Origin of the sequence: Micrococcus sp. HMSC31B01 (assembly GCF_001816085.1) — a bacterium.
GTDB lineage: Bacteria > Actinomycetota > Actinomycetes > Actinomycetales > Micrococcaceae > Micrococcus > Micrococcus luteus.
In genome coordinates this window covers 1-2,600 of the sequence record NZ_KV825263.1, presented here as the reverse complement: position 1 = coordinate 2,600, position 2,600 = coordinate 1, and the positions used below count along the sequence as shown (strand labels likewise).

The following is a 2,600-nucleotide window of genomic DNA, read 5'->3' as shown; positions in this document are numbered from 1 at the left end:
ACCCCGGGACCGTACGGTCCCGGGGTCTTCTGCCGTCCGGGGCCGTGGCACACCCCGCGTCCCCGCCCCGGGAGGTGGCGGCCTCCCGCCAGGCGACGTAGCCTGCCTGTGGTCCGTGTCACACCCGATGCCCTCCGCGGTCCGGCGGCGGCACGGCCGTGCATCGTGACGCCGTGCGGCGTCGCCCGACCGTCCGCGAGGAGCGCCCGATGACCGAGTCCACCGCCCCCGAGTCCTTCACCCAGGGACCGACCGACGTCGAGCTGCTCGAGCAGACCCTGGCCCAGAACCTCGACGACACCGCCCGCCGGTTCGCCGACCGCGCCGCCCTCCTGGAGTGTGGACCGGACGGGGACCCTGCCACCGGACGCACCTGGACCTACGGGCAGCTGCGGGAGGAGTCCGTGACGGTGGCCAAGGCGCTCATGGCTGCGGGCTACGAGGCGGGGGACCGGATCGGGATGTGGAGCCCCAACGTCGCCGAGTGGGTCTCGCTGCTCTACGGCGCGGCACGCGCCGGCGTCATCCTCGTGAACCTCAACCCGGCGTACCGCGCCCACGAGCTGACGTACGTGGTCGAGCAGTGCGACATGCGCGGGCTGGTGGTGGCCTGCGCGGACGCACGCATGGACCCGCCCGCCACCGCGCGGGCCGTGGCCCGTGAGTCGGCGCCGCACCTGCGGCAGCTGATCATGCTGCCGGCCGGGAGCGGCGAGGACGCCTACGCCCACGTGCAGGACGGTGACGTGGCCGGCCGGCACGCCGCCGATCCCGTGGCCGAGGGCACGTGGGCCGCCTTCCTGGCCGGGGCCGCGCGGGTCTCGGACGAGGACCTGGCCGCGCGCGAGGCCGCCACCCGGCCGGCGGACCCCGTGAACCTGCAGTACACCTCGGGCACCACCGGCTTCCCCAAGGGCGTCACGCTGACGCATCGCAACGTGCTGAACAACGGCTTCCACATCGGCGAGCTGCTGGGCTACACGGAGGAGGACACCGTGGTGATCCCGGTGCCGTTCTTCCACTGCTTCGGCATGGTGATCGGCGTGATCGCCACCGTCTCCCATGGCTCGCTCGCCGTCATCCCGGCGCGCAGCTTCGAGCCGGTCTCGGCGCTGCGGGCCGTGGCCGCCACCGGCGCGACGAGCCTGTACGGCGTGCCGGCGATGTTCATCGCCATGCTCGCCCGGCCCGAGGCGGACGCGCTGGACCTGTCCACGCTGCGCACCGGCGTGATGGCCGGCTCGACGTGCCCTGTCGAGGTGATGAAGAAGGTCATCGACCGGTTCCACATGTCCGAGGTCGCCATCTGCTACGGCATGACGGAGACCGCGCCCGTGTCCACCATGACCCGCCGCGACGACTCCCTACAGGTGCGCACCCAGACCGTCGGCCGGACCATGCCCCACGTGGAGACGAAGATCGTGGACCCCGCCACCGGTGACGTCGTCCCGCGCGGGGCCACGGGCGAGCTGTGCACTCGCGGCTACTCCGTGATGCTCGGCTACTGGGACGCCCCCGAGAAGACCGCCGAGGTGCTGGACGCCGACGGCTGGATGCACTCCGGCGACCTCGCCTCCATGGACGAGGACGGCTCCGTGCGCATCGAGGGCCGCATCAAGGACCTCGTCATCCGCGGCGGCGAGAACATCTCCCCGCGCGAGGTGGAGGAGTTCCTCTACACCCACCCGGACATCCAGGACGTCCAGGTGGTGGGCGTGCCGGACGAGAAGTACGGCGAGCAGCTCATGGCCTGCGTGATCATGAAGGACGGCGTCGAGCCGCTCACCGTGGACGCCGTCCGCGAGTTCGCCACGGGCCGGATCGCGCACTTCAAGATCCCGGCCTACGTCCGCGTGCTCGACGCCTTCCCCATGACCGTCTCCGGCAAGGTCCGCAAGGTCGAGCTGCGCGAAGAGGGCGCGAAGGTCGTCCAGGCCCAGGCCCACGCCCAGGGTGCGGGCTGACGACGACCGTCACCCTCAGGCGGCGGGCAGCGGGAACACGTCCCAGATGGTGCAGACCGCCTCGGGGGCGGCGCCCAGGATCGTGGCACGGTACGTGGTCGACCACGCCCGCGGGTCGGCGTCGCGCAGGCGCCACGTGCCGTCCGCGAGCACCGCGTCCACGAACGCGGAGGTGTCGGCGGGGCTGCCGTCCTCGTGGACCAGGGGGCCGCGACGCAGGGCTTCACCCAGGTCGCCCGCTCGGCCGACGGCGTAGAGCGCGGTCTCGTCCGTGTCCAGCACGAGGCCGCAGTCCTCCTCGAAGGCAGTGATCCAGGCCATCGCGTGCCGCATGGCCTCGTCCGGGTCGGGGTGGCGGGTCACGATGAGCACGGAGCCGCGCTCGCCCGGACGCAGGGAGCCGGGCGTGCCGGGGCCGTGCGGGTCGGGTTCGCGCGGGGCGGCGGCGGTGTGCGGGCGGGGCTCGAAGGCGGTGGTCATGGCGGTCTCCTCCCGGGTGGGGACTCATCAGGGTCCCGGCGGCGCCGCACCGGTCGGAGCGGCATCGCCCACGCTAGGAACCCGGGGCGGGCGGCCGGCCGGACCCGGCCGGGGCTGGGGAGGACACGCCGGGAGCAGCGGCCTGTGCAGGAGCGG

2 protein-coding genes are annotated in these 2,600 nt (G+C 73.4%); one reads left to right on the top strand and one right to left on the bottom strand.

Going from position 1 to position 2,600, the window contains the following annotated elements; translation table 11 throughout:
* Positions 1-209: 209 nt before the first annotated feature.
* Complete coding sequence (locus HMPREF3105_RS09265; protein ID WP_036317684.1) at positions 210-1,964, top strand: AMP-binding protein; 1,755 nt, start codon at positions 210-212, stop codon at positions 1,962-1,964.
* A gap of 15 nt (positions 1,965-1,979) precedes the next feature.
* On the opposite strand, the gene HMPREF3105_RS09260 is transcribed toward HMPREF3105_RS09265, so the two are convergent.
* Positions 1,980-2,444, bottom strand: coding sequence for a hypothetical protein (locus HMPREF3105_RS09260; RefSeq protein ID WP_041103583.1), 465 nt, complete (start codon positions 2,442-2,444; stop codon positions 1,980-1,982).
* Positions 2,445-2,600 lie beyond the last annotated feature (156 nt).

Excerpts from the sequence above, each read along its gene's own strand:
- HMPREF3105_RS09265 (WP_036317684.1), top strand. The coding sequence starts at position 210 with ATGACCGAGTCCACCGCCCCCGAGTCCTTCACCCAGGGACCGACCGAC.
- HMPREF3105_RS09260 (WP_041103583.1), bottom strand. The coding sequence starts at position 2,444 with ATGACCACCGCCTTCGAGCCCCGCCCGCACACCGCCGCCGCCCCGCGC.